This is a genomic window from Variovorax sp. GW821-FHT06D12 (assembly GCF_059419205.1).
This window is the reverse complement of the sequence record NZ_JBWKRI010000007.1, coordinates 79,182-99,233: the sequence shown is the minus strand read 5'-3', so window position 1 is coordinate 99,233 and position 20,052 is coordinate 79,182. Positions and strand designations below refer to the sequence as shown.

Here is a 20,052-nt window from a genome sequence, read left to right as displayed (position 1 = left end):
GTGGGTTTCAGGAAACGAGGCTCATGCGAGCCGTGCGGAACGCGGGGGCGTTGGCATCGAAGAACGCCTGGATCGACTGCACCAGCCCGTCGGCATCCAGGCCGTGGGCGGCGAGCAATTTGGCGCAGTCGCCGTGCTCGACGAACTCGTCGGGCAGGCCCAGCTGCAGCGACGGAATCAGCACGCCCTGCGCGGCCAGCGATTCGAGGCAGGCGGCGCCGGCGCCGCCCATCACGCAGCCTTCCTCGACGGTCACGAGCACGTCGTGCGTCTCGGCGAGCGAGAGCACCAGCTCGGCGTCGAGCGGCTTCACGAAGCGCATGTTGGCGACCGTGGCGTCGAGCCGTTCGGCGGCGGCCAGGCTGGGCGCGACCATGGTGCCGAAGGCCAGGATGGCGATGCGCGCGCCCATGGGCTGCGTCGATTCGCGCCGCACCTGGCCGCGGCCGATGCGCAGCGGCTGCAGCGCACGCACGGGCAGCGCGCCGGGCCCGCCGCCGCGCGGGTAGCGCACGGCGGCCGGGCCGTCGTGGCGCAGGGCGGTGTGCAGCATCTGGCGGCACTCGTCCTCGTCGGAGGCGGCCATCACGACCATGTTCGGAATGCAGCGCAGGTAGGCAACGTCGAAGGCGCCCATGTGCGTCGCGCCGTCGGCGCCGACGATGCCGGCGCGGTCGACCGCGAACACGACCGGCAGGTTCTGCAAGGCCACGTCGTGGATCAGCTGGTCGTAGGCGCGCTGCAGGAAGGTCGAGTAGATGGCGACCACCGGCCGCATCCCCGCCGCCGCGAGGCCCGCGGCGAAGGTCACGGCGTGCTGCTCGGCGATGCCGACGTCGAAGTAGCGCTCGGGAAAGCGGCGCTCGAAGTCCATCAGGGCCGAGCCCTCGCGCATGGCCGGCGTGATGGCGACCACGCGCGCATCGGCCTCGGCCTCGTCGCAGAGCCAGTCGCTGAAGACCTGGGCGTAGGTCGGCTTGGCGGGGGCCGACGCGGGAGCGGTCTTGATGCCGGCGGCGGGGTCGAACTTGCCGGGGCCGTGGTACAGGACCGGGTCCTGCTCGGCCGGGCGGTAGCCGTGGCCCTTCTGCGTGACGATGTGCAGCAGCTGCGGGCCCGGCTGCGCCTGCAGCTTCTGCAGGGCCGGGATCAGCGCGCCCAGGTCGTGGCCGTCGATCGGGCCGGTGTAGTGGAAGCCGAATTGCTCGAAGAGGGTGGCGGGCGACAGGCCGAGTTCCGAGGGCTCGCAGGGGGCCAGCGCCGGGCGCATGGCGCGCAATCTTTGCCGGCTGGCTTCATTGGCGCTGGCATAGGCGCGTTCTGAAATCAATCCGCCCAGATAAAGGCGCAGCATGCCTACGGGTGGCGAAATCGACATGTCGTTGTCGTTCAATATCACCAATAAGCGGCCGCAGGCCTGCGTATTGTTCATGGCCTCGAAGGCCATGCCGGCGCTCAAGGCCCCGTCGCCGATCACCGCAATGGCGTGGTCGGTCGAATTGGAAATGCGGGCGGCCTGCGCAAATCCCAGGGCGGCTGAAATGGAAGTGCTGGAATGCGCGGTGCCGAAATGATCGTGTTCGGATTCGGTGCGCCTCGGAAATCCGGAAATACCGCCGAATTGGCGCAAGGTGGGCATGGCCTGGCGCCGGCCGGTCAGGATCTTGTGGGCATAGCTTTGGTGGCCCACGTCCCAGACGATGCGGTCGCGCGGGGTGTCGAACACGTAGTGCAGGGCGACCGTCAGCTCGACCGTGCCCAGGTTGGAGGCGAAGTGGCCGCCCGTGCGGGACACGCTGTTGACGATGAAGGATCGCAATTCATCCGCAAGGCCCGGCAATTGCGCAATGCCGAGCTGGCGCAGCGAATGGGGTGAATCGATGGCTTCGAGCAGGGCATGCATTCCGGTTTCTCCGTGAGATGGAAACGCGCGGGCCGTGGCGACTGAATTCTTTATGCAATGCGGTACTGGCTAATTTCGGACGAAAAAATGCCTTGGAAATTGACGGTTCAATTTCCTTGTCAAAGCCTCCGAGGGAACCTGAAAGCGCGTCGGCTCCGGGTTTTTAATTTCGGGTCGGGCGAAATCAGGAGGTCAGCGTAGGGGATGGATTTGACGCACGCAAGCGAATGCGGCTGCAAATTTTTTGATACCCAGGGTTATTTACCCCCGAGGTTTTAATCAGTTTTTTGGATGGCGCGGCGCGCGCGCACGACCGCCACGGCCGTTCGAAAACGGCCGCGGTGCGAGGTCAGGGGGAGAAGGGGGAGAAGGGGGAGAAGGGGGAGGGAAGGGGTGCGCCGACGCCCGCGCATGGCGGGCGGTCGGGCGGTCGGGCGGTCGGGCGGTGCCGTCAGACGCCGGCGGCGTGCGCCTGCTGGTCGGCGTGGTAGCTGGAGCGCACCATCGCGCCCACGGCGGCGTGGCTGAAGCCCATCTTGTAGGCCTCTTCCTCGAACATCTTGAAGGTGTCGGGGTGCACGTAGCGGCGCACCGGCAGGTGCGAGCCCGACGGCGACAGGTACTGGCCGATGGTCAGCATGTCGATGTCGTGGGCGCGCATGTCGCGCATCACCTGCAGGATTTCTTCGTCGGTTTCGCCCAGGCCGACCATGATGCCGCTCTTGGTCGGCACGTTGGGGTGCAGCGCCTTGAACTTCTTCAGCAGGTTCAGGCTGAACTGGTAGTCGCTGCCCGGACGCGCTTCCTTGTACAGGCGCGGCGCGGTTTCCAGGTTGTGGTTCATCACGTCGGGCGGCGCGGCCTTGAGGATTTCCAGCGCGCGGTCGTCGCGGCCGCGGAAGTCGGGCACCAGGATTTCGATCTGCGTCATCGGCGAGAGCTCGCGGATGTTGGCGATGCAGTCGACGAAGTGCTGGCTGCCGCCGTCGCGCAGGTCGTCGCGGTCGACGCTGGTGATCACCACGTACTTCAGGCGCAGCTTGGCGATGGTCTTGGCCAGGTTGAGCGGCTCGTCCTTGTCCAGCGGATCGGGGCGGCCGTGGCCCACGTCGCAGAACGGGCAGCGGCGCGTGCACTTGTCGCCCATGATCATGAAGGTGGCCGTGCCGTTGCCGAAGCATTCGCCGATGTTCGGGCACGAGGCTTCTTCGCAGACCGTGTGCAGGTTGCTCTCGCGCAGGATCTGCTTGATCTCGTAGAAGCGCGTGGTGGGGCTGCCGGCCTTGACGCGGATCCACTCGGGCTTCTTGAGCACTTCGCCGGTCTGCACCACCTTGACGGGGATGCGCGAGAGCTTGGCCGCGGCCTTCTGCTTGGCCAGCGGGTTGTAGGTTTCGGCGCTCTGGGCGTCGCGGACGACTTCGGTGGTGCTCATTGGTGTGTCAAGGAGCCAGGAAAGTCCCGAGCTTTTGGCTCAGCACTTTGGCGGCTTCTTCCCATGTGGTTTGGACGCCGATTGTAGAAAGGTCGACCGTTTGCAGCCCCGCGTAGCCGCAAGGGTTGATGCGCGAGAAGGGTTCGAGGTCCATCGCGACATTGAGCGACACACCGTGGTAAGTGGCGTGGCGGCTCACCTTGATGCCCAGCGCGGCGATCTTGCCCAGGCCCCGGAACGGGTCGGCGCCGGGCATCGGGCCGGTGAGGGCGGCGTGCGAGAACGGGTCGTCCAGGCGCACATAGATGCCCGGCGCGCCGGCCACGCGGTGGCCCGTCACGCCGAAGTGGGCGAGCGTGCGCAGCACCGATTCCTCGATGCGGTAGACGTATTCCTTGACGTAGTAGCCCGCGCGCCGCAGGTCGATGAGCGGGTAGGCCACCACCTGGCCGGGGCCGTGGAAGGTGACCTGCCCGCCCCGGTCGGTCTGCACGACCGGGATCGGGCCGGGGGCCAGGATGTGGTCGGCCTTGCCCGCCAGCCCCTGCGTGAACACGGGGTCGTGCTCGCAGATCCATAGCGCGTCGGGCGTCTCGGACGTGCGCGCCTGCGTGAAGCGCTGCATCGCCGCGTAGGTGGCGAGGTAGTCGGCCCGGCCGAGCCACTGCGCTTCGAGGGGCGTCAAAGAACGACTTTCACCATCGGGTGCGCGGACAGGGCGCGGTAGAGGTCGTCGAGCTGCTCGCGGCTGGTGGCGGTGACGGTGATGGTCACGCCCAGGTAGTTGCCGGCCTTGCTGTCGCGCAGCTCGACCGTGGTGGCGTCGAAGGCCGGGTCGAAGCGCTCGGCGATCTGCGTGATCGCGTGCACGAAGCCGTCGACCTTCGCGCCCATCACCTTGATGGGGAACTGCGAGGGGTACTCGATCAGCGATTCCTTGCGCGGATCGGGGATCGATGCGGTGTCGGTGGGGGGCGTTGTGTCGGTCATGCGGTGGCTCCTGGCGCGTCGGCGTTGCGTTGCTTGGCCTGTTGGTAGGCGGCATACAAGCTCTGGTAGATGGGGCCGGGACGGCCATTGCCAATGGTCTGGCCGTCGAGTGTGACGACGGGCAACACTTCCTTGGTGGCCGAGGACAGCAGCAGCTCGTCGGCGCCGAACACCTCGTTGCGCGACACGCGCCGCAGCGCGAAGGGAATGCCGCTGTCCTGGCACAGGCGCTCGAGCAGGCCGTAGCGGATGCCGGTCAGCACGAGGTTGTCTTTCGGTGGGCCGATGAGCGTGCCGTCCTTCACGATCCACACGTTGCTCGACGAGGCCTCGCTGAGCGAGTCGCCGCGGAACATCACGGTTTCGGTGGCGCCGGCCTCGACGCTGATCTGCCGCGCGAGCACCGCGCCCAGCAGGCTGGTGCTCTTGATGTGGGCCTTCTGCCAGCGGAAGTCATCGGCGGTGACGCAGGCCACGCCCTTGGCGCGCACCGCATCCGCCACCGGCGGCAGGGGGTTCACCATCGCGAACACGGTGGGGCGCAGGCCGCGCACCATCACGTGGTCGCGCGGCGCCACGCCACGCGAGACCTGGAAGTAGATCGCCTGCGGTGCCTTGCCCTGTGGTGCGGCAAGCTGTGTCGCGATGGCACGCCATTCGTCGCGGGTGTAGGGGTTGTCGATCTGCAGCTCGGCCAGCGAGCGCTCGAGGCGCGCGATGTGTTCATCGAAGCAGAAGGGCACGCCGAAGTAGACGGGGATCACTTCGTAGATGCCGTCGCCGAAGATGAAGCCGCGGTCGAGAACGCTGATCTTCGCGTCGCGCAGAGGGGTGAATTCGCCGTTGAGAAAGCACGGCGTGTCGGGCAGTGCCGAGGTGATGTCTTGCATCCGCAAATTATGGGCGGACGCCACACTCGGTGCAGAACTGTCGACGAAGTGTCACGTTATGGCGGGACCCCGCTAGGTTTTACTTATAATCAATGGCTTTGTAAAATTCTCCGGGGACAAACACGGGGTGCATTCGAATGACAACCAACGCCCCTGTCCCTGAGGTTGACGCCGAAGAATCCGATTTCAAGCCACTGACGGCCGAAGAGGCCCAGAAGTTGCGCGAGCAAAACCCCGAGCTGTCACCCTGGTGGGTGATCGCAGCCCAAGTGGCTGCAGGTGTGGTGGTAGCTTGCCTGGCGTGGATCTGGACGGCGCGATCCGAGGCTGCAATCTCGGCGTTTTACGGAGCCATGACAGTAGCGATCCCCGCGGCCTTGTTTGTCCGCGGTGTCCGGCGCAAACCGGGCATGCCGTCGCAAGCTGTCATGTTGAGGTTTTTTGTGTGGGAGATGATCAAGATCGCGCTGACCGTTGCCTTGCTGGCCGCGGCGCCGTGGCTGATCGGGGGGCTCGTCTGGCTGGCCATGGTGGCTGGCGTGGTGGTCGCCATGAAGATGTACTGGGTGGCACTGTTGGTGCGGCCCAAATTTTTGAACCGGATTTGACTGTTTTGGAAGAGAGACGCTGAAAGATGGCCGCCGAAGGACACGCCCCGACCGCGAGTGAATACATCGTTCACCACCTCCAGCACTGGCAAGTCGACTGGAGCCTCAAGCCCGTCGTTCAATCCGCCATTGTTGACTTCAACGTCATCAACCTCGACTCGGTGCTCTACGCGCTGATCATCGGCGCATTGGGCTGCTTCGTGCTGTGGCTGGCTGCCCGCAAGGCAACGCCCGGCGTGCCCGGCCGTTTCCAGGCGGCGGTCGAGATCCTGGTCGAGATGGTCGACAACCAGGCCAAGGCCAACGTGCACAACGCCGCGAGCCGCAAGTTCATCGCCCCGCTGGCGCTCACCGTGTTCGTCTGGATCTTCCTGCTGAACGCGATGGACATGCTGCCGGTCGACCTGCTGCCGGCCATCTGGACCCAGGTCTACTCGGCACTGGGCCACGATCCGCACCACGCCTACATGCGTGCCGTGCCGACCGCCGACCTCTCGACCACGCTCGGTCTTTCCACTTCCGTGCTGCTCCTGTGCCTCTTCTACAGCGTCAAGGTCAAGGGCCTGGGCGGCTGGGGCCACGAGCTGATCACCGCGCCCTTCGGTGCCCACCCTCTGCTGTGGCCCGTCAACCTGCTGATGCAGGTCATCGAGTACCTGGCCAAGACGGTCTCGCACGGCATGCGGTTGTTCGGCAACATGTATGCGGGCGAGCTCGTCTTCATGCTCATCGCCCTCATGGGCGGTGCCATGGCGGCCTCGTTCTCCGGTGTGTTGCTGCCCATCGGGCACATCATTGCCGGCACTGTCTGGGCGATCTTCCACATCCTGGTGATCACGCTGCAGGCTTTCATCTTCATGATGCTGACCCTGATCTATCTGGGCCAGGCGCATGAGGCGCATTGAGTTTCCCTTTTTCTTTTCGTTTGCTTTAAATCTGTTCTAAGGAGTCATCATGGAAAACATTCTCGGTCTCGTCGCTCTCGCTTGTGGTCTGATCGTCGGTCTCGGCGCCATCGGTGCTTCCATCGGCATCGCGCTGATGGGTGGCAAGTTCCTGGAATCGTCGGCCCGTCAACCTGAGCTCATGAACGACCTGCAGACCAAGATGTTCATCTTGGCTGGTCTGATCGACGCGGCCTTCCTGATCGGCGTGGCCATCGCCCTGCTGTTCGCCTTCGCCAACCCGTTCGCCGCGACCCTGCTGGCCAACCTGCCCAAGTAAGCCGGTTCAACGCCACTCCAGAAAGGTGTTGCCGTGAGTATCAACGCGACCCTGTTCGTTCAGGCCATCGTCTTCCTGCTGCTGGTGCTGTTCACGATGAAATTCGTGTGGCCGCCCATCGCGAAGGCTTTGGATGAACGCGCACAAAAGATCGCTGCGGGCCTGGCGGCCGCCGAGAAGGCCAAGGCTGAACTCGCTTCCGCCAACCAGCGCGTCGAGCAGGAACTGGTTCAGTCTCGCAACGAGACCACCAGCCGCCTGGCCGATGCCGAGCGCCGCGCCCAGCAGATCATCGAAGAGGCCAAGGGCCGTGCAACGGTGGAGGCCAACAAGATCGTGGCCGACGCGCACGCCGAAGCCGAACAGCAGTCCGTGCGTGCCCGTGAAGCCCTGCGTGAGCAGGTTGCTGCGCTGGCCGTCAAGGGTGCCGAGCAGATTCTCCGCAAGGAAGTCAATGCCGGTGTCCACGCCGACCTGCTCCAGCGCCTGAAGACCGAGCTCTGAGGACGATATGGCCGAACTTGCGACCATTGCCCGCCCCTACGCGGACGCGCTCTTCGGGGCTACTTCGAGCGACCTCGAAGGCACGGCCGGATGGATCGGCCAGCTGGCCGCCATCACTGCCGATCCGCAGCTCCTGCAGTTCGCTGCCGACCCGAAGGTGTCGCCGGAACAGATCTTCGATCTGATCTCCGGTCTGCTGCCGCAAGCCTTGCCGGACACCGGCAAGAACTTCCTGCGCACGGTGATCGACAACGGCCGGCTTGCTGCATTGCCTGAAGTCGCGGCCCAGTACCGCGAGCTCAAGAACGCCAAGGGCGGCACGGCCGACGCGGTGATCTACAGCGCCTTCCCGATCGACGCGGCGAGTCTCGCCGAGGTCGCCGTGGCCCTGCAGCGCCGTTTCGGTCGCCCGCTGAACACGCGTGTGGAATCCGATCCTTCGCTGATCGGCGGCATCCGTGTGGTGGTGGGGGACGAAGTCCTCGACACCTCCGTCAAGGCGCGTCTCGAACAAATGAAAGCAGCGCTCACCGCCTGAGGCGGCGAGCCGCGGTTGGCCCTATTTATTGAAAGAAGGAAAGAGTCATGCAACTCAATCCCGCAGAAATTTCCGAACTGATCAAGAGCCGTATCGAAGGCCTTGGCGTCAGCGCCGACATCCGCAACCAGGGCACCGTGGTCTCGGTGACCGACGGCATCGTGCGCGTGCACGGCCTGTCGGACGCGATGCAAGGCGAAATGCTGGAATTCCCGCCCACGGCTGACGGCACGCCGTCGTTCGGCCTGGCGCTGAACCTCGAGCGCGACTCGGTCGGCGCCGTGATTCTGGGCGAGTACGAGCACATCTCCGAAGGCGACACCGTCAAATGCACGGGTCGCATCCTGGAAGTGCCCGTGGGCCCCGAGCTCATCGGCCGCGTGGTGAATGCACTGGGCCAGCCGATCGACGGCAAGGGTCCGATCAACGCCAAGATGACCGACGTGATCGAAAAGGTCGCACCTGGCGTGATCGCACGGAAGTCCGTCGACCAGCCGATGCAGACCGGCCTGAAGTCGATCGACTCGATGGTGCCCGTCGGCCGTGGCCAGCGCGAGCTGATCATCGGCGACCGCCAGACCGGCAAGACCGCCGTGGCCATCGACGCGATCATCAACCAGAAGGGTCAGAACATGACCTGCGTCTACGTTGCGATCGGCCAGAAGGCTTCGTCGATCAAGAACGTGGTGCGCTCGCTGGAACAAGCCGGCGCGATGGACTACACCATCGTGGTGGCCGCATCGGCCTCCGAATCGGCTGCCATGCAGTACGTGTCGGCCTACTCGGGCTGCACGATGGGCGAGTACTTCCGCGACCGCGGCCAGGACGCCCTGATCGTCTATGACGACCTGTCCAAGCAAGCCGTGGCTTATCGCCAGGTGTCGCTGCTGCTGCGCCGCCCGCCAGGCCGCGAAGCCTACCCCGGCGACGTGTTCTATCTCCACAGCCGTCTGCTCGAGCGCGCAGCCCGCGTGAACGCCGACTACGTCGAAGCCTTCACCAAGGGTGAAGTCAAGGGCAAGACCGGTTCGCTGACCGCACTGCCGATCATCGAAACGCAAGCCGGTGACGTGTCCGCCTTCGTTCCGACCAACGTGATCTCGATCACCGACGGCCAGATCTTCCTGGAAACCAGCCTGTTCAACGCCGGCATCCGTCCCGCCATCAACGCCGGTATCTCGGTGTCGCGTGTGGGCTCGTCGGCGCAGACCAACCTGATCAAGAACCAGTCGGGCGGTATCCGTACCGACCTGGCCCAGTACCGTGAACTGGCCGCGTTCGCGCAGTTCGCTTCCGACCTGGACGAAGCGACCCGCAAGCAACTCGACCGCGGTGCGCGCGTGACGGAACTGCTCAAGCAGACCCAGTACAGCCCGCTGCCGATCTCGCTGATGAATGCCACGCTGTTCGCAGTGAACAAGGGCTTCATGGACGACATCGACGTCAAGAAGGTGCTCCCGTTCGAACACGGCTTCCACCAGCTGCTGAAGACGAGCCACGCCGCCCTGCTCGAAACCATGGAAAAGCATGGTGCCAAGTGGGACGTCAAGCCGGCCAAGCCGGACGACAGCGCGGAAAAGCAGGCCTTCAAGAAGGTGTGCCAGGACGCTGAAGCCGAACTGCTGGCCGCAGCCACCTCGTTCAAGAAGTCGTTCGCCTGAGCGACCTTTTGACCGACGCAAGAAGGAGCTCATATGGCAGCTGGTAAGGAAATCCGCGGCAAGATCAAATCGGTGGAGAACACCAAGAAGATCACCAAGGCCATGGAAATGGTCTCGGTTTCCAAGATGCGCAAGGCGCAAGAGCGCATGCGTGCCGCACGCCCCTACAGCGAGAAGATCCGCAACATCGCGGCGAACCTTGGCAAGGCGAATCCCGAGTACACGCACGCCTTCATGAAGAAGAACGACGCCAAGGCGATCGGCTTCATCATCGTGACGAGCGACAAGGGCCTGTGCGGTGGCTTGAACACCAACCTGCTGCGTGCCGTGACGGCCAAGCTGCGCGAAGCGCAGTCGGCCGGCGTGGCGATCGAGTCGGTCGCCATCGGCAGCAAGGGCCTGGGCTTCCTGAACCGCATCGGTGCCCGCGTGGTGGCGCACGTCACCCACCTGGGTGACACGCCGCATCTGGACAAGCTCATCGGCCCGGTCAAGACGCTGCTGGACGCTTACGCGGAAGGCAAGCTCTCGGCCGTGTACCTGTGCTACACGAAGTTCATCAACACGATCAAGCAGGAGCCGCTCGTCGAGCAGCTGCTGCCGCTGGCCGCTGACTCGCTGCAAGTCGAGGAAGGCCAGCACTCGTGGGACTACATCTACGAGCCCGATGCGCAAAGCGTGATCGACGAGCTGCTGGTCCGCTATGTCGAGTCGCTGGTCTACCAGGGCGTGGCAGAAAACATGGCGTCCGAGCATTCGGCGCGGATGGTGGCCATGAAGGCTGCCACCGACAACGCAGGCAATGTGATCAGCGAGCTGAAGCTGGTCTACAACAAGACCCGCCAGGCCGGCATCACCAAGGAGCTCTCGGAAATCGTTTCGGGCGCTGCGGCGGCCGCCGGTGTCTGAGCCCTTCGGACCTCAACAGATTTAAATTTTTATCGGAGCAGACATGGCTCAAGCAGAAGCAGTTCAAGGCAAGATCGTTCAGTGTATTGGCGCTGTGGTCGACGTGGAATTCCCGCGCGACAAGATGCCCAAGATCTACGACGCCCTCAAGTTCGAAGGCAGCGCACTGACGCTCGAAGTCCAGCAGCAGCTCGGCGACGGCGTGGTCCGCACGATTGCGCTGGGTTCTTCCGACGGCCTGCGCCGCGGCCTGATCGTGACCAACACGCAAGCCCCCATCACCGTGCCCGTGGGCAAGGCGACGCTGGGCCGCATCATGGACGTGCTGGGCGCGCCCATCGACGAGCGTGGTCCGGTCGACCAGACGCTGACCGCCTCCATCCACCGCAAGGCTCCCGCGTACGACGAACTGTCGCCCTCGCAGGACCTGCTGGAAACCGGCATCAAGGTGATTGACCTGGTGTGCCCGTTCGCCAAGGGCGGCAAGGTGGGCCTGTTCGGCGGCGCCGGCGTGGGCAAGACCGTGAACATGATGGAACTCATCAACAACATCGCCAAGGCCCACTCGGGTCTGTCGGTGTTCGCCGGTGTGGGCGAACGTACCCGTGAAGGCAACGACTTCTATCACGAGATGGCCGACTCCGGCGTCGTGAACCTCGAGAAGCTCGAAGACTCCAAGGTCGCCATGGTCTACGGCCAGATGAACGAGCCCCCGGGCAACCGTCTGCGCGTGGCCCTGACCGGCCTGACCATCGCCGAGTCGTTCCGCGACGAAGGCCGCGACGTGCTGTTCTTCGTGGACAACATCTACCGCTACACGCTGGCCGGTACCGAAGTGTCGGCACTGCTGGGCCGCATGCCTTCCGCCGTGGGCTACCAGCCGACGCTGGCCGAGGAAATGGGCCGCCTGCAAGAGCGCATCACGTCGACCAAGGTCGGCTCGATCACCTCGATCCAGGCCGTGTACGTCCCTGCCGACGACTTGACCGACCCGTCGCCCGCCACGACCTTCGCCCACTTGGACTCGACCGTGGTGCTGTCGCGTGACATCGCTTCGCTGGGTATCTACCCCGCCGTGGACCCGCTGGACTCGACCTCGCGCCAGCTCGACCCGAACGTGGTCGGCGAAGAGCACTACAACGTGGCCCGCGCCGTGCAAGGCACGCTGCAGCGCTACAAGGAACTGCGCGACATCATCGCGATTCTGGGCATGGACGAACTGGCTCCCGACGACAAGCTCGCCGTGGCCCGCGCCCGCAAGATCCAGCGTTTCCTGTCGCAGCCGTTCCACGTGGCCGAAGTGTTCACGGGTTCGCCGGGCAAGTACGTGCCGCTGTCGGAAACCATCCGCGGCTTCAAGATGATCGTGAACGGCGAAGCCGACCACCTGCCGGAACAAGCGTTCTACATGGTCGGCACCATCGACGAAGCGTTCGAAAAAGCCAAGAAGGTCGCCTAAGGCGGCATGGGAACTCAGATGGCAAACACCATTCACGTCGACGTGGTCAGCGCGGAAGAGTCGATCTTCTCGGGCGAAGCCAAGTTCGTCGCGCTGCCCGGTGAAGCCGGTGAGCTCGGCATCTATCCGCGTCACACGCCGCTGATCACGCGCATCCGCCCCGGCGCCGTGCGCATCGAAACGGCCGACGGCGGCGAAGAGTTCGTCTTCGTGGCCGGTGGCATCCTCGAAGTGCAGCCCGACGCCGTCACCGTGCTGTCCGACACCGCGATCCGCGGCAAGGACCTCGACGACGAGAAGGCCAACAAGGCCAAGGCGGCCGCCGAGGAAGCGCTGAAGAACGCGAAGAGCGACATCGATATCGCGATGGCGCAGTCGGAACTGGCCGTGATGGCTGCGCAGATCGCTGCGCTGCGCAAGTACCGCCAAAAGAAGTAATCGATGCCGCTGCCTTCGGGCAGAAGCAAAGAAAAAAGCCGCCTCCGGGCGGCTTTTTTTCGTCCGTCCGAGCCAGGATGAAGGTGCATTTGATCTGAAATAGGTCGAAGTTCAGCCTTGCCCGGCTGAAGATGCCCTCCTAGTATTCGCCTTCGCCCGGCGACCGATCACCCGATCGTTCGACCGGCGCCTTTCCAAAAAGAGCGGAGACAAACGCGTGGCACCCTGGAGCGGCATCACGACCGACGAAATGCGGTTGCTGGAATCGACCTTCTGGTCGGCCGGCGGCTCTCGCCATGCCATGGCCGAGCAGCTGGGCTTCTCCAAGAGCAAGGCCAACGCGCTCATCGCCGGCCTGGTCGACCAGGGCCTGCTGGCCGAGGCCGGCCTGCAGCGCTCCTCGGGCGGTCGCCGCGCCGAAAACCTCCAGCTCAATGCCGAACTCGGCGTGCTCGTCGGCATCGACATCGGCGCCACCAGCCTGGACGTTGCAGTGCTGCGCCCCGACCTCACGGTGCTGGCCCAGCACGAAGAAGCGGCCGACGTGCGCGAAGGCCCGGCCGTGGTGCTGGCGCGCGTGCGGGTGCTGATGCGCGAACTGCTGGCCCGCTGCGGGCAGGGCCCACGGAACGTGCTGGGCATCGGCATCGGCGTGCCCGGCCCCGTCAACTTCGAGATCGGCCAGCTCGTGAACCCGCCGCTCATGCCGGCCTGGGACAGCTTCTCGATCCGCGACTACCTGCGCGAGGACTATGCGGCGCCCGTGTTCGTCGACAACGACGTCAACCTGATGGCGCTCGGCGAGCTGTGGCGGCTGCGGCGCTCGCTCTCCAATTTCCTCGTCATCAAGATCGGCACGGGCATCGGCTGCGGCATCGTCTGCCACGGCGAGGTGTACCGCGGTGCGGCCGGTTCGGCCGGCGACGTGGGCCACATCTGCGTCGACCAGGAAGGCCCGCGCTGCCACTGCGGCAACCTGGGCTGCGTCGAGGCGATGGCGGCGGGCCCCGCGATCACGCGCATGGCGATGCAGGCGGCCGAAGCCGGTGAAAGCGCGACGCTCGCCGAATGCCTGCGCACGCGCGGGCGCATCGATGCCTTCGACGTGGGACAGGCCAGCCGCGGCGGCGACCCGGCGGCCAACGCCATCATCCAGCGCGCGGGCAGCCTGATCGGGCAGATGCTCGCGTCGGTCGTCAACTTCTTCAATCCCTCGCACGTGTTCATCGGCGGCGGCATCACGCGCATCGGGCCGCTGTTTCTCGCGGCCGTGCGCCAGAGCGTCTACCAGCGCTCGCTCGCGCTGTCGACGCGACACCTGGAAATCCAGTACACGCCGCTGGGCACGCAGGGCGGCCTCGTCGGCGCGGGCGTGCTGGCGATGCAGGAAACGCTCAAGGCCCGAGGGGTAGCGCCATGACGAATACCGTGGCAACCAAGGGCAGCGTGGCCGTCGAGTTCGACGGCGTGGTGAAAGCCTTCGGCCCCGTGCAGGTGCTGCATGGCGTGAGCTTTGCGCTGGCGCCGGGGCGCGTGTACGGCCTGCTGGGCGAGAACGGCGCGGGCAAGTCCACGCTGATGAAGATCCTGTCGGGCTACGAGTCGCTGACCAGCGGCACCTTGCGCATCAACGGCCAACCGCAAAGCTTCACGAGCTCGCGCGATGCCGAGGCACTGGGCATCGTGCTGATCCACCAGGAGTTCAACCTCGCCGAAGACCTCAGCGTGGCGCAGAACATCTTCCTGGGCCACGAGAAGAAAAAAGGCTGGCTGCTCGACGACGCCGCGATGGAGCGCGATGCCGCCGCCGCGCTCGCCGCCGTCGGCCTGGCCATCGACCCGCGCACCAAGGTGCGTCGCCTCATCGTCGCCGAGAAGCAGCTCGTCGAGATCGCGAAAGCCATCGCCCGCCGCGCGCGCCTGCTCGTCATGGACGAGCCCACCGCCACGCTCACGCCCGGCGAGACCGAGCGCCTGTTCAAGCTCATCGCCCAGCTGCGCGCCGACGGCGTGACCATCGTCTACATCTCGCACAAGCTCGACGAGGTGGAGCAAGTCACCGACGAGGTGATCGTGATGCGCGACGGCCGCTTCGTGGCGCGCGCACCGACGCCCGAGGTCTCGCGCCAGCAGATGGCCAACCTCATGGTCGGCCGCGAACTCGCCGACCTGTACCCGCCGCGCGACCTCGTCGTGGCCGCCGACGCGCCCGCCCTGCGCGTGCGCAATTTCAGCGTGCCCGGCTGGGCGCAGGACGCGAGCTTCGAAGTGCGCCCCGGCGAGATCCTCGGCTTCGCGGGCCTCGTCGGCGCGGGCCGCACTGAACTCTTCGAGGGCCTGCTCGGGCTGCGCCCCGCCAGCGGCACCGTCGAGATGCGCGGCGAGCCCGTGCCCCACGGCAAGGGCTGGCGCAACCCGCGCGATGCCGCGAAACACGGCCTCACCTACCTCAGCGAAGACCGCAAGGGCAAGGGCCTGCACGTGCACTTCGGCCTGCGCCAGAACCTCACGCTGATGGCGCTGGAGCGCTATGCGCAGCCCTGGCTGAAGCCCGACGCGGAGCGCGCGGCGCTCGGCGAGGCGGTGAAGGACTACGGCATCCGCACCGGCTCGCTCGACGTGCGGGCCTCGTCGCTGTCGGGCGGCAACCAGCAGAAGCTCGCGCTCGCCAAGGTGCTGCAGCCACAGCCCAAGGTGGTGGTGCTGGACGAGCCCACGCGCGGCGTGGACATCGGCGCCAAGCGCGACATCTATTTCCTGATCCAGCGACTCGCCCGCGAAGGCCTCGCGGTGATCGTCGTCTCGTCCGAGCTGATGGAGCTGATCGGCCTGTGCCACCGCGTCGCGGTGATGCGCGCGGGCCGGCTCGTTGCCACGCTGGACGCGACCCACCTGACTGAAGAGGAGCTCATCGCTCATGCCACCGGAACCGCAGACACCCACGCAGCCTGACGCCGCACAGCAGCCGCAGCAGCCACACCGCAGCGAAGGCACGCCGCGCTGGACCGAGCGCCTGCACGGCCTCGGCCCGGTCATCGGCCTCGTGCTGCTGTGCATCGCGGGCACGCTGCTCAACGGCGACTTCGCCACCGTCGACAACGCGATGAACGTGCTCACACGCACCGCCTTCATCGGCATCATCGCGGTGGGCATGTGCTTCGTGATCATCTCGGGCGGTATCGACCTGTCGGTGGGCTCGATGGCCGCGCTCATCGCGGGCAGCGTGATCATGTTCATCAACTGGGCCGGCCCGGCCTCGGGCTCGCCGCTGATGGCGGTGATGATGGGCGCGGTGCTCGCCGTGGTGCTGGGCGCGCTGTTCGGCCTGGCGCACGGCCTGCTCATCACCAAGGGCCGCATCGAGCCCTTCATCGTGACGCTGGGCACGCTGGGCATCTTCCGCGCGTACCTCACGTACTTTGCCGACGGCGGCGCGCTCACGCTCGACAACGAGCTGTCGGACCTCTACGCGCCGGTGTACTACGCGAGCCTCGCGGGCATCCCCGTGCCGGTGTGGGTGTTCGTGATCGTCGCGGTCATCGGCGGCGTCATCCTGAATCGCACGGCCTACGGACGCTACGTGCAGGCCATCGGTTCCAACGAGCAGGTGGCGCGCTACGCGGCGGTGGACGTCGACCGCGTGAAGATCCTCACCTACGTGCTGCTCGGCGTGTGTGTGGGCATTGCCACGCTGCTGTATGTGCCGCGCCTGGGCTCGGCCTCGCCGACCACCGGCCTGCTGTGGGAGCTCGAAGCCATTGCCGCTGTGATCGTCGGCGGCACCGCATTGAAGGGCGGCGCGGGCAGCATCACCGGCACGGTGGTGGGCGCGATCCTGCTCTCGGTCATCAGCAACATCCTGAACCTCACCAGCATCATCAGCGTGTACCTGAATGCCGCGGTGCAGGGCTTCGTGATCATCGTCGTCGCGTTCCTGCAGCGCGGACGCCGCTAGTTTTTCGTTGTTCGTTCCGTTCCCGTTCCACCACCAAGAGGAGACATCCAGCATGACGACTTTCACCCGACGCCTCGCGCTCACGGCGGTTGCCACCGCAGCGTTCGCCGCCAGCCTGCCCGCGCTTGCCGCGGACAAGGTCAACCTCGGCGTGTCGATTCCCGCGGCTACGCACAGCTTCATGGGCGGCATCAACTACTGGGCCAACCAGGCGAAGAAGGACCTCGAGAAGCAGCACAAGGACCTGAAGATCACGATCAAGACCGCCGCCAATGCGCCCGAGCAGGCCAACCAGCTGCAGGACCTGTCGACGGTCACCAAGATCAACGCGCTCGTCGTGTTCCCGTTCGAATCGGCCGCGCTCACCAAGCCGGTCGCGCAGGTCAAGGCCAAGGGCGCGTATGTCACCGTGGTCGACCGCGGCCTGACCGACACCAGCGCGCAGGACGCGTATGTCGCCGGCGACAACACCGCCTTCGGCAAGATCCCGGCCGAGTACATCGTCAAGCAGCTCGGCGGCAAGGGCAATGTGGTCGCCCTGCGCGGCATCGCCACCACGCTGGACAACGAGCGCATGGACGCCTTCAACGCCGTGCTCAAGGGCAGCCCCGACATCAAGCTGCTCGACGCCAAGTACGCCAACTGGAACCGCGACGACGCCTTCAAGGTCACGCAGGACTACCTGACGCGCTTCAAGAGCATCGACGCCATCTGGGCCGCCGACGACGACATGGCCGTGGGCGTGCTCAAGGCCATCTCGCAGGCCAAGCGCGACGACATCAAGATCGTGTTCGGCGGCGCCGGCGCCAAGGACATGGTCAAGACCATCATGGACGGCAAGGACAAGCGCATCACGGCCGACGTGAGCTACTCGCCCAAGTTCATCTACGACGCGATCAAGCTCACAGCCGAGGCACGCCTGAAGGGCGAGAAGCTGCCGGCGACCACGATCATTCCGTCGGTTCTGATCACCAAAGAGAACGCCAAGGATTTCTACCATCCCAATTCGCCGTTCTAAGGTGACCGAGATCGCTTCACGTCCCCTGCGCTGCGCCATGGTCGGCGGCGGTCGCGACGCCTTCATCGGCGCCGTGCACCGCAAGGCCATGGCGCTCGACGGCCAGATCGCGCTGGTCGCCGGCGCGCTGTCGTCGAGCCCGGACAAGGCGCGCGCCTCGGGCCGCGACCTCGGCCTGGCCGACGACCGCAACCACGGCGACTGGCAGGCACTGCTGGCCGACGAGCTGAAGCGCCCGGCCGATGGGCGCATCGACTTCGTCTCGATCGTCACGCCCAACCACGTGCACTACCCGGTGGCGCAGGCCTTCGCGGAAGCCGGCTTTCACGTGGTGTGCGACAAGCCGTTGGTGCACACGCGCGCGCAGGCCGATGCGCTGGTCGCCACCGTGGCGAAGCAGGGCACGGTGTTCGGCGTGACCTACAACTACACCGGTTACCCGATGGTGCGGCAGGCGCGCGAGATGGTGCGCTCGGGCGAGATCGGCGAGGTCCGCAAGGTCGTCGTCGAATACAACCAGGGCTGGCTCGCCAGCCACGTGGAAGCCGCGGGCGGCAACAAGCAGGCCGACTGGCGCACCGACCCCGCGCGCAGCGGCGCGGCCGGCGCCATCGGCGACATCGGCTCGCACGCCGAGAACCTCGTGGCCACCGTCACCGGCCTGGAGATCGAGAGCCTGTGCGCCGACCTCGGCGCGCTGGTGCCGGGTCGCCTGCTCGACGACGACGGCAGCCTGCTGCTGCGCTTCAAAGGCGGTGCGCGCGGCGTGCTGGTGGCCTCGCAGATCAACACCGGGCTGGAGAACGACCTGCGCCTGCGCGTCTCCGGCACGCTGGGCACGCTCGAATGGCGCCAGGAGCAGCCGAGCCAGCTGGTGCACCTGCCGCACGACGGACCCCGGCGCGTGCTCACGCGCGGCGCGCCCTGGCTGTGCGAGTCGGCGCGGCGCGCGAGCCGCCTGCCGGCCGGCCATCCCGAAGGCTTCATCGAGGCGTTTGCGAACGTCTACGCGGGCGTGGCGGCGGACATCCGCGCGCGGCTCGCGGGGCAGGTGGCCGATCCGCTGGCGGCGGACTATCCGCGCGTGGAAGACGGGGCGCGCGGCGTGCGCTTCATCGAGCGCACGGTGGCGTCGGCTGGAAGCGAATTAAAGTGGACGTCCTGGTAGCCGTGCACGAGCCTCGTTGAAACGAGACGAAGCCGCGGCACCAGCGGCCGCCATGACGCATTCCCCATCTTCTTTCGACGCCCCTTCGCCTCAGCCTTCATGGCCGCGCGCCCTCTGGCAGCGCTGCCGGACGCTGTGGCTGCTCAAGCTGGCCGGCAACACCGTCGCCACGCTGGGCTTCTTCCCGCTGTACTTCTGGGTCATGCACCACGCCGGACCGGCGTGGGTGCTGCCGCTCACGGCCGTCGACCGGCTGATCGCGTTCTGGCCGGCGATGCTGCCGGTGTACCTCACGCTGTGGGCCTACATCGCGCTGCCGGTGCTGCTGGCCAGGGACCGGCGCGAGCTGAACACCATCGCCATCGGCTGCGCGGTGATGACGGCGATCGCGTTGGCCGTGTTCTGGTGGATGCCGACGGCGATCCCGAACTTCGCGATCGAGGCCGCGCCGGGCTCGTCGCTGCACTTCCTCAAGACCTTCGATGCGGCGGGCAACGCCTTTCCTTCATTGCATGTGTCGTTCTCGGTGTTCGCCTGCATGGTGCTGGCACGGCAACTGCGCGAGGCCGGCGCGCCGGGCTGGCTGCGGCTGCTCAACCTCGCGTGGGCGGTGGCCATCGTGTACTCGACGATGGCCGTGCGCCAGCACGTGCTGATCGATGTGCTGGGCGGCCTCGGGCTCGGCCTGGCGATGGGCTTCGCGTTGCGCGAGCGCCCATCGGCGGCCCTGGCGCCGGTCGCGGCTTAGACCGATCGCGGTATTCCGCCGCGCGGGCGCCGACGGTACAAAGCGGCATCGCCGTCCACCGAGCCCGCCATGACCTGTCGCCTGTTCTCCCTCGCCGCCGTCGCCTGTCTTCTCGCCGGCCCCGCGCTGGCCATCGACTACCCGGCGCGCAAGCCGGGCCTGTGGGAAATCCAGACCGGCGAGGGCGGCGCGGCCACGGCCAAGGCGCCGGGCCAGACGATCCAGCAATGCATCGACGCGGCCACCGACAAGGCGATGCGCGAGATGGGGCAGGGCATGGGCAAGGACATGTGCTCCAAGCAGGACCTGCGCCTCGAAGGCGTGAAGCTGGTCATCGACTCGGCCTGCAAGATCGGCCCGACCACCGCGACCTCGCGTGCCGTGATGAGCGGCGACTTCAGCAGCGCCTACCGCGTCGAAAGCAAGTCGACCTACAGCCCGCCGCTCATGGGCCGCACCGAAGGCACGAGCGTCGTCGACGCCAAGTGGGTCGGCCCCTGCAAGCCGGGCCAGAAGCCGGGCGACATGGTCATGGGCAACGGCATGAAGATGAACATGCTCGACGCGATGGCGAAGATGCCGCCGCGCAAGTGAGCGCGGCCGG

The 20,052-nt window shown here is 66.2% G+C and carries 21 protein-coding genes; 16 read left to right on the top strand and 5 right to left on the bottom strand.

Going from position 1 to position 20,052, the window contains the following annotated elements:
• Positions 1-7: 7 nt before the first annotated feature.
• From dxs to AC07SQ_RS21615, 5 genes are all read right to left on the bottom strand, one after another.
• Positions 8-1,903, bottom strand: coding sequence for a 1-deoxy-D-xylulose-5-phosphate synthase (dxs, locus tag AC07SQ_RS21635; RefSeq protein WP_495272792.1), 1,896 nt, complete (start codon positions 1,901-1,903; stop codon positions 8-10).
• Between the two features lie 451 nt (positions 1,904-2,354).
• The gene (gene lipA, locus AC07SQ_RS21630; protein ID WP_307696703.1) at positions 2,355-3,338 is read right to left on the bottom strand and encodes a lipoyl synthase; all 984 of its coding nucleotides are present in this window, start codon (positions 3,336-3,338) and stop codon (positions 2,355-2,357) included.
• 7 nt (positions 3,339-3,345) lie between these two features.
• Entirely contained in the window at positions 3,346-4,023 is a 678-nt protein-coding gene (gene lipB, locus AC07SQ_RS21625) for a lipoyl(octanoyl) transferase LipB (protein ID WP_495272791.1), read from the bottom strand.
• Positions 4,020-4,328, bottom strand: coding sequence for a YbeD family protein (locus tag AC07SQ_RS21620; RefSeq protein WP_095747011.1), 309 nt, complete (start codon positions 4,326-4,328; stop codon positions 4,020-4,022). Before AC07SQ_RS21620 ends, lipB begins: the two co-directional genes overlap by 4 nt.
• Positions 4,325-5,218 (bottom strand): D-amino acid aminotransferase, encoded by an 894-nt coding sequence (locus AC07SQ_RS21615; protein ID WP_495272790.1) that lies wholly within the window; start codon positions 5,216-5,218, stop codon positions 4,325-4,327. The genes AC07SQ_RS21620 and AC07SQ_RS21615 overlap by 4 nt, the downstream gene beginning before the upstream one ends.
• Positions 5,219-5,355: 137 nt before the next feature.
• Here AC07SQ_RS21615 and AC07SQ_RS21610 point away from each other — a divergent pair, with 137 nt between their 5' ends.
• The 16 genes from AC07SQ_RS21610 (at position 5,356) to AC07SQ_RS21535 (ending at position 20,042) form a co-directional block, all read left to right on the top strand.
• Positions 5,356-5,826, top strand: coding sequence for an ATP synthase subunit I (locus AC07SQ_RS21610; protein WP_056576477.1), 471 nt, complete (start codon positions 5,356-5,358; stop codon positions 5,824-5,826).
• 26 nt (positions 5,827-5,852) lie between these two features.
• On the top strand, positions 5,853-6,731 hold the full coding sequence (gene atpB, locus AC07SQ_RS21605) for a F0F1 ATP synthase subunit A (RefSeq protein WP_095747009.1): 879 nt from the start codon (positions 5,853-5,855) through the stop codon (positions 6,729-6,731).
• Positions 6,732-6,780: 49 nt separating this feature from the next.
• Complete coding sequence (gene atpE / locus AC07SQ_RS21600; RefSeq protein ID WP_056576471.1) at positions 6,781-7,050, top strand: F0F1 ATP synthase subunit C; 270 nt, start codon at positions 6,781-6,783, stop codon at positions 7,048-7,050.
• 33 nt (positions 7,051-7,083) lie between these two features.
• Positions 7,084-7,554 carry a F0F1 ATP synthase subunit B gene (locus AC07SQ_RS21595; RefSeq protein ID WP_062480176.1) on the top strand — a complete coding sequence of 157 codons (471 nt, stop codon included), beginning with the start codon at positions 7,084-7,086 and terminating at the stop codon, positions 7,552-7,554.
• Positions 7,555-7,561: 7 nt separating this feature from the next.
• Positions 7,562-8,092 carry a F0F1 ATP synthase subunit delta gene (locus tag AC07SQ_RS21590; RefSeq protein ID WP_062480178.1) on the top strand — a complete coding sequence of 177 codons (531 nt, stop codon included), beginning with the start codon at positions 7,562-7,564 and terminating at the stop codon, positions 8,090-8,092.
• Between the two features lie 47 nt (positions 8,093-8,139).
• On the top strand, positions 8,140-9,753 hold the full coding sequence (gene atpA, locus AC07SQ_RS21585) for a F0F1 ATP synthase subunit alpha (protein ID WP_062480180.1): 1,614 nt from the start codon (positions 8,140-8,142) through the stop codon (positions 9,751-9,753).
• A 33-nt stretch (positions 9,754-9,786) separates the two neighbouring features.
• A complete protein-coding gene (gene atpG, locus AC07SQ_RS21580) occupies positions 9,787-10,662 on the top strand; it encodes a F0F1 ATP synthase subunit gamma (RefSeq protein WP_062480182.1) in 876 nt (291 codons plus the stop codon).
• Positions 10,663-10,705: 43 nt separating this feature from the next.
• The gene (gene atpD, locus AC07SQ_RS21575; RefSeq protein WP_062480184.1) at positions 10,706-12,121 is read left to right on the top strand and encodes a F0F1 ATP synthase subunit beta; all 1,416 of its coding nucleotides are present in this window, start codon (positions 10,706-10,708) and stop codon (positions 12,119-12,121) included.
• A gap of 18 nt (positions 12,122-12,139) precedes the next feature.
• Entirely contained in the window at positions 12,140-12,559 is a 420-nt protein-coding gene (locus tag AC07SQ_RS21570; protein ID WP_062480186.1) for a F0F1 ATP synthase subunit epsilon, read from the top strand.
• Positions 12,560-12,809: 250 nt separating this feature from the next.
• Entirely contained in the window at positions 12,810-13,979 is a 1,170-nt protein-coding gene (locus AC07SQ_RS21565; protein ID WP_139705568.1) for an ROK family protein, read from the top strand.
• Positions 13,976-15,511: a sugar ABC transporter ATP-binding protein gene (locus AC07SQ_RS21560; RefSeq protein ID WP_495272789.1), complete on the top strand. Its 1,536-nt coding sequence runs from the start codon at positions 13,976-13,978 to the stop codon at positions 15,509-15,511. Before AC07SQ_RS21565 ends, AC07SQ_RS21560 begins: the two co-directional genes overlap by 4 nt.
• Entirely contained in the window at positions 15,477-16,514 is a 1,038-nt protein-coding gene (locus AC07SQ_RS21555) for an ABC transporter permease (RefSeq protein ID WP_492687275.1), read from the top strand. Before AC07SQ_RS21560 ends, AC07SQ_RS21555 begins: the two co-directional genes overlap by 35 nt.
• A 52-nt stretch (positions 16,515-16,566) precedes the next feature.
• Positions 16,567-17,532, top strand: coding sequence for a substrate-binding domain-containing protein (locus tag AC07SQ_RS21550; protein WP_139705524.1), 966 nt, complete (start codon positions 16,567-16,569; stop codon positions 17,530-17,532).
• A gap of 37 nt (positions 17,533-17,569) precedes the next feature.
• Positions 17,570-18,700, top strand: coding sequence for a Gfo/Idh/MocA family protein (locus tag AC07SQ_RS21545; protein ID WP_495272922.1), 1,131 nt, complete (start codon positions 17,570-17,572; stop codon positions 18,698-18,700).
• 52 nt (positions 18,701-18,752) lie between these two features.
• Positions 18,753-19,448: a phosphatase PAP2 family protein gene (locus AC07SQ_RS21540; RefSeq protein WP_495272788.1), complete on the top strand. Its 696-nt coding sequence runs from the start codon at positions 18,753-18,755 to the stop codon at positions 19,446-19,448.
• 69 nt (positions 19,449-19,517) lie between these two features.
• Positions 19,518-20,042 (top strand): DUF3617 domain-containing protein, encoded by a 525-nt coding sequence (locus AC07SQ_RS21535; protein ID WP_495272787.1) that lies wholly within the window; start codon positions 19,518-19,520, stop codon positions 20,040-20,042.
• Positions 20,043-20,052: the final 10 nt, after the last annotated feature.

What these genes read in the sequence shown, in the direction of transcription:
- dxs (WP_495272792.1), bottom strand. Translation starts at nt 1,903, where the DNA reads ATGCATGCCCTGCTCGAAGCCATCGATTCACCCCATTCGCTGCGCCAG.
- AC07SQ_RS21615 (WP_495272790.1), bottom strand. Translation starts at nt 5,218, where the DNA reads ATGCAAGACATCACCTCGGCACTGCCCGACACGCCGTGCTTTCTCAAC.
- AC07SQ_RS21535 (WP_495272787.1), top strand. Translation starts at nt 19,518, where the DNA reads ATGACCTGTCGCCTGTTCTCCCTCGCCGCCGTCGCCTGTCTTCTCGCC.
- atpE (WP_056576471.1), top strand. Translation starts at nt 6,781, where the DNA reads ATGGAAAACATTCTCGGTCTCGTCGCTCTCGCTTGTGGTCTGATCGTC.
- lipA (WP_307696703.1), bottom strand. Translation starts at nt 3,338, where the DNA reads ATGAGCACCACCGAAGTCGTCCGCGACGCCCAGAGCGCCGAAACCTAC.
- AC07SQ_RS21550 (WP_139705524.1), top strand. Translation starts at nt 16,567, where the DNA reads ATGACGACTTTCACCCGACGCCTCGCGCTCACGGCGGTTGCCACCGCA.
- AC07SQ_RS21610 (WP_056576477.1), top strand. Translation starts at nt 5,356, where the DNA reads ATGACAACCAACGCCCCTGTCCCTGAGGTTGACGCCGAAGAATCCGAT.
- AC07SQ_RS21540 (WP_495272788.1), top strand. Translation starts at nt 18,753, where the DNA reads ATGACGCATTCCCCATCTTCTTTCGACGCCCCTTCGCCTCAGCCTTCA.
- atpD (WP_062480184.1), top strand. Translation starts at nt 10,706, where the DNA reads ATGGCTCAAGCAGAAGCAGTTCAAGGCAAGATCGTTCAGTGTATTGGC.
- atpG (WP_062480182.1), top strand. Translation starts at nt 9,787, where the DNA reads ATGGCAGCTGGTAAGGAAATCCGCGGCAAGATCAAATCGGTGGAGAAC.
- AC07SQ_RS21555 (WP_492687275.1), top strand. Translation starts at nt 15,477, where the DNA reads ATGCCACCGGAACCGCAGACACCCACGCAGCCTGACGCCGCACAGCAG.
- AC07SQ_RS21570 (WP_062480186.1), top strand. Translation starts at nt 12,140, where the DNA reads ATGGCAAACACCATTCACGTCGACGTGGTCAGCGCGGAAGAGTCGATC.
- AC07SQ_RS21565 (WP_139705568.1), top strand. Translation starts at nt 12,810, where the DNA reads ATGCGGTTGCTGGAATCGACCTTCTGGTCGGCCGGCGGCTCTCGCCAT.
- AC07SQ_RS21560 (WP_495272789.1), top strand. Translation starts at nt 13,976, where the DNA reads ATGACGAATACCGTGGCAACCAAGGGCAGCGTGGCCGTCGAGTTCGAC.
- atpA (WP_062480180.1), top strand. Translation starts at nt 8,140, where the DNA reads ATGCAACTCAATCCCGCAGAAATTTCCGAACTGATCAAGAGCCGTATC.
- AC07SQ_RS21590 (WP_062480178.1), top strand. Translation starts at nt 7,562, where the DNA reads ATGGCCGAACTTGCGACCATTGCCCGCCCCTACGCGGACGCGCTCTTC.
- atpB (WP_095747009.1), top strand. Translation starts at nt 5,853, where the DNA reads ATGGCCGCCGAAGGACACGCCCCGACCGCGAGTGAATACATCGTTCAC.
- AC07SQ_RS21620 (WP_095747011.1), bottom strand. Translation starts at nt 4,328, where the DNA reads ATGACCGACACAACGCCCCCCACCGACACCGCATCGATCCCCGATCCG.
- AC07SQ_RS21545 (WP_495272922.1), top strand. Translation starts at nt 17,570, where the DNA reads ATGGTCGGCGGCGGTCGCGACGCCTTCATCGGCGCCGTGCACCGCAAG.